General features: G+C 58.5%; 5 protein-coding genes and 1 pseudogene. 4 read left to right on the top strand and 2 right to left on the bottom strand.

The features are described 5' to 3' along the window. From ACZIRK_RS44700 to ACZIRK_RS44690, 3 genes are all read left to right on the top strand, one after another. A partial coding sequence (locus tag ACZIRK_RS44700) for an IS630 family transposase (RefSeq protein ID WP_463703256.1) occupies positions 1-485 on the top strand: 485 nt, incomplete at its 5' end. Positions 486-747: 262 nt separating this feature from the next. Further along, positions 748-1,104: a helix-turn-helix domain-containing protein gene (locus ACZIRK_RS44695; RefSeq protein WP_130231652.1), complete on the top strand. Its 357-nt coding sequence runs from the start codon at positions 748-750 to the stop codon at positions 1,102-1,104. Positions 1,105-2,264: 1,160 nt separating this feature from the next. Then, positions 2,265-2,390: a hypothetical protein gene (locus tag ACZIRK_RS44690; RefSeq protein WP_474419788.1), complete on the top strand. Its 126-nt coding sequence runs from the start codon at positions 2,265-2,267 to the stop codon at positions 2,388-2,390. 114 nt (positions 2,391-2,504) lie between these two features. Here the strand turns inward: ACZIRK_RS44690 and ACZIRK_RS44685 are convergent, their stop codons facing one another. Next, on the bottom strand, positions 2,505-2,792 hold the full coding sequence (locus ACZIRK_RS44685; RefSeq protein ID WP_028169398.1) for a LexA family protein: 288 nt from the start codon (positions 2,790-2,792) through the stop codon (positions 2,505-2,507). A 43-nt stretch (positions 2,793-2,835) separates the two neighbouring features. Between ACZIRK_RS44685 and ACZIRK_RS44680 the strand changes: the two genes are divergently transcribed. Beyond that, the gene (locus ACZIRK_RS44680) at positions 2,836-3,987 is read left to right on the top strand and encodes an IS630 family transposase (RefSeq protein WP_028169397.1); all 1,152 of its coding nucleotides are present in this window, start codon (positions 2,836-2,838) and stop codon (positions 3,985-3,987) included. Between the two features lie 9 nt (positions 3,988-3,996). On the opposite strand, the pseudogene ACZIRK_RS44675 reads toward ACZIRK_RS44680, so the two are convergent. Next, a pseudogene (locus ACZIRK_RS44675) lies at positions 3,997-4,110 on the bottom strand (IS630 family transposase); the annotation flags it as partial.

Genomic DNA, 4,110 nt, shown 5'->3' with positions numbered 1-4,110 from the left:
CCAAAACCAATATGGCGCCGCTGCGGGGCTGGGCGCCGCGCGGTCAAAGGCTCAAGGCCAAGGTGCCACATGGCCACTGGCAGACCATGACCTTCCTGGCCGCCTTGCGCCACGATCGCGTCACGGCGCCGTGGCTCGTCAATGGACCGATCAATGGCGAAACCTTTCAAACCTACGTCGAGAAGGTTCTCGTCCCGACATTGCCGCCCGGCGACATCGTGATCATGGACAACCTCGGCTCGCACAAGGGCAAGGCCGTACGCCGCATCATCCGTGCCGCCGGTGCACGGTTGTTCTTCCTACCGAAATACTCACCCGATCTGAACCCGATCGAGCAGTTCTTCGCGAAACTCAAACACTGGCTTCGCAAAGCCGCAAAGCGGACCACCGAGGCCGTCTACGATGCCATTGGTCCGATCCTCGACACTGTCACACCCGCCGAGTGCTCAAACTACTTCACCAACGCCGGATATGGTCAAACCTAATCTCATCACGCTCTAGGTCGGAAACACTACTCTACTTTGAAATGGTGCAGCTTGACGCTACGTGCCATTCAAGTCTCTTGAAGGTCGCGGCACGAATATGTACGAACGCTCGGCTTACGGATCTGGTCTTCCTGCGGTTTGTCCAGGATCATACACACTCCTTTCGTATTTGAAATCTGAGCCGCTGGTGGCCTCAGTTTCGCCACGCCGACAAATTCAAGGCATCACCAAGGATGTCGTTGCCGAGCCTTTAGAGAGAAAGATGAAGAAGCACTCTCACGAGGAGATTCTGTCGAAGCTTGCCCGAGCAAATGAGCTTGCACGAGCGGGCAATTCTCAGATGGAGATTTGCAAAGTGCTCGGGGTTAGCGTCATGACCCTTCATCGTTGGCGAAAAATGCCCTTGCATAAGAGTGATGCGACATTCGCGCAATGTGGCACACTTGAGAATGGCGGGTCAGCCAACGCGGGAACGATGGATGACATGCGGGGTGTGTTGGAGGATCTTACAGTCGAAAACCAACGCTTTCGAAAGATCGTCGCGGATCTCTTGCTGGAGAAGACGAGGCTGGAAGAAGCTTTAGCTGCAGCCGTCCGCGCTGGTCAGTCGCGGGCCTGAAATTCTGCCACATCTTCGGCCATGGCAGCCTCAAAAGCAGGGCCCATCCGAACGGAGCGGGTTACAGTTGCGCCACCATTAGCCGAGTTGGTGTTTCGTCACATCGAAGACCTAGTCGGCGAATTCGAGTTCCTCAAGTCCGGTAGCCGATGCCGTCTGGCTCACGGTTTAAACACAGCGTGGCAGTGGAGGTCTCTCCATTGCGATCGATCCTGCCAGGCTCATGGAATCCATTATTCCAAAGTCCGACAGTATCACCTTGCAAGGCCGAGGCCGCCGTACGATTAAACAGCCAAACTCGTCAACGCCAGCACGACTATCGAGAAAAAATCGACCTTTGTCCCGATCAGCCTATCGTTACCATGGCGACCGGAAAGGAGACTATCGCTGTGATCTGGAACACGATTTCTGGCTTCAACGGTGAAGTGACCTGAGTGTAGTCGTCTCACCCAGCGCTCACGCGCCGGCGCAAACTGAGGAATCGTTTGTCCAAAACATGGATACCGAGGTCTGCTCGAAGGCTCCGGGGATGTCTCCGCGAGTTGGCGGAATGCTGAGTGAGCACGCCTCGGCAAAGTATGCGCTGTGATACCGATCAGAAGTCAACCTCTTGCGCGGTAGCGCGATGCGCTATCGCTGCCCTCCTTGGGCGTTTCCTCCCTAGACTTGGGCCGCTTGTTCACTACAAGCTGCCTCTTTTTCTTCGGTCACCGCTGTGGCGACACCCGGCTATTCTTTCGGAATTCGGCTTGCGCAGCTGGTTACGCAAGTCCATATCGCTCTCGTCTTCTTCCGCAGTCAGCGTATACGCTAATCGTGTCGCCCGGCGACATAGCTCTTCCCGGTCGAAGGTCCGAAACGATATCTCGGAAATGCTTGCGCCATCGCTGTCACGCCATCATCGGACAGCACTTCCATTCAGGCTCTCAAACGAAGCTTAGAAGATGTCTCTCTCCAGGGGGTTTTCCCGACGTCGCACACGTCTCATGTCCGGCTTCCGACAACCTGTCCATACCTGTCACTGATGTGAGCACCCAATCAAAACGATTGCCAACCAGTGTGCAGCGTCCGCGGAACATTGGCTGAAGATATTGGATCAGCTCGCGATCGTCAGCGTTGGCCCGACCAAACAAGCATGGAAAGCCAATTTCAGGGATGCGATGAAAAGTTTTCAGGCCTCGCTCTCAGGCCTGAGCTGGCGGGCGGGACTGGTTTATGACCTGATCAAGGAGCTTGCGCTCTACGGCCAATATTGGACGGCGGTGTCGATCCGGTCGGCAGCCTAATTACGACGTCCGCAGTAAAGGATTTCAAACTCTACACCAACAACCAGTTTGAGCTCGGTGTAAAGTAGATGTTATGGATGGTGGCGGCGAATGGACGGGCTACTACTAGTACCTCTACACAGAGGTTTTGACTGATTGGTTTGGGATTTCCAAGACGGGGAGCTGTTCAGGAGGGACCAGCACTTCGATGCTGCGCGGCGAGCCGGGCTGGCGCCTGATGATGCCCGCGCGTTCGAGGGTCAACACCATCTGGTGGACGGAAGGCGGGGACACGCCGAAGTGCCGTTGCATCTCCCATTCGGCAGGTGGCCGGCGATGCACGCGCGTGTAGGCGTCGATGAAGGCCAGGTACTGGCCCTGCTTGGGCGTGAAGGCTTTTGCAGAATGACTCACCTTGGCCATCCGATTCAGCTGTTCGTCAGTGCCTCGACAGGCGGAGGCACGGATGAATGTACGCTATCGGGTCGAACTCAGCCAAACCGAGCGCACGGAGCTTCTGAGCGGCGGCAAGCACGCGGCGCGCAAGCTCAAGCGGGCGCAGATATTGCTCGCCGCTGACGCAGGGGTCAGCGACGCGGAGATCGTCCGTAGCGTCGGCGTCGGCGGGTCCACGGTTTATCGCACCAAACGGCGTTTTGTCCTCGGCAATCTGGAGGCGGCGCTCAGCGAGGAGCCGCGGCCCGGGTCGGAACGCAAGCTCACCGGCAAGGAGGAAGCCCTTTTGGTGGCGACCGCCTGCTCAAGCCCTCCGGCAGGCCGCGCCCGTTGGACCCTGGAACTGTTGGCCGAAGCGATCGTCAAGCTGACGCCACACGAGAGCCTGTCGCGCGAGACGGTGCGCCGACGCTTGGCCGAGAGCGATCTCAAGCCGTGGCGCAAGGACATGTGGTGCATCCCTCAGATCGATGCCGACTACGTCGCCCGCATGGAGGACGTGCTCGATCTCTATGCCGAGGCGCCTGATCCGAAGCGGCCGGTGGTCTGCTTCGACGAGAGCCCAATCCAGCTCATCGGCGAAGTGCGCCAGCCGATCCCGGCCACACCGGGACAGATCGAGCGCTACGATTGCGAGTATCGGCGCAATGGCACCGCAAACCTGTTCGTCTTCCTCGACGCGCATCGCTCCTGGCGCAAGGTGAAGGTGACCGAGCGGCGGGCTGCGGAAGACTTTGCGGCCTGCATGCGCGACCTCGTCGACATCCATTATCCCCGAGCCGAGCGCATCCGCCTGGTGCTCGACAATCTCTCAACTCATTCGGCCGGGGCGCTCTACCAGGCCTTTCCGGCCGACGAAGCACGGCGGGTACTGCGCCGACTGGAGTTCCACTACGTCCCAAAGCACGCCAGCTGGCTCAACATGGTCGAGATCGAGATCGGCGTTCTCGCCCGCCAATGCCTCGATCGACGCATCGACGGTTTCGCCCGCCTCGTCGCCGAGACCGCCGCCTGGGAGAAACGGCGCAATGCCGACCGCGCCCGCGTCAAATGGATGTTCACAACCAATAAGGCTCGCGCCAAAATGGCGCGGGCCTATCCAAAACCCATCATCGAATCAGGCCAGGTTCAACGAGTCAAAACCTCTGTGCCGAGGTACTAGTACCCGGAATCAGAGCTGAGTGATACGGCGGCCTTTGAACCGTTTTGGCGGACTCGTTTCTTCGTCCAGGCGAAGGGCTGTGCTTTTTCATTGTAGGCGCGGATGAAGGCATCGATGTGCTCC

The organism is Bradyrhizobium sp. Leo114, from assembly GCF_055229415.2.
This window is presented reverse-complemented; position numbering and strand designations above follow the sequence as displayed.